This is a genomic window from Bacillus sp. AFS023182, from assembly GCF_002560575.1.
In the GTDB taxonomy this organism is placed as follows: Bacteria; Bacillota; Bacilli; order Bacillales; family Bacillaceae_G; genus Bacillus_A; species Bacillus_A arachidis.
This window is the reverse complement of the sequence record NZ_NTRO01000043.1, coordinates 1-226: the sequence shown is the minus strand read 5'-3', so window position 1 is coordinate 226 and position 226 is coordinate 1. Positions and strand designations below refer to the sequence as shown.

The window sequence follows — 226 nt, the reverse complement described above, 5'->3', positions numbered from 1 at the left end:
AATGATGATGGTAAGAGAAGCAATGGTGGTATTTACGTCAATGCAGCGAATGTAAAAATCCATGAAGGTGCCAATACAAACGATAAAGTAGTTGGAACTGTGAGTTGGGTGCTATTGGATGTAGACAACCGATACAATGATTGGTTACATGTAACTAAACCGTGGGGTTGGATTAAAAAAGCAGACTATGTTAAATGGGTGAGATAATTATTTTAAGTGCAGCTTG

Annotated in this window: 1 protein-coding gene; it reads left to right on the top strand. The window is 37.6% G+C overall.

The features are described 5' to 3' along the window. Positions 1-207 (top strand): hypothetical protein (locus CN288_RS28915; protein WP_176527702.1); only part of this gene is annotated, 207 nt, incomplete at its 5' end. Between the last annotated feature and the right edge of the window lie 19 nt (positions 208-226).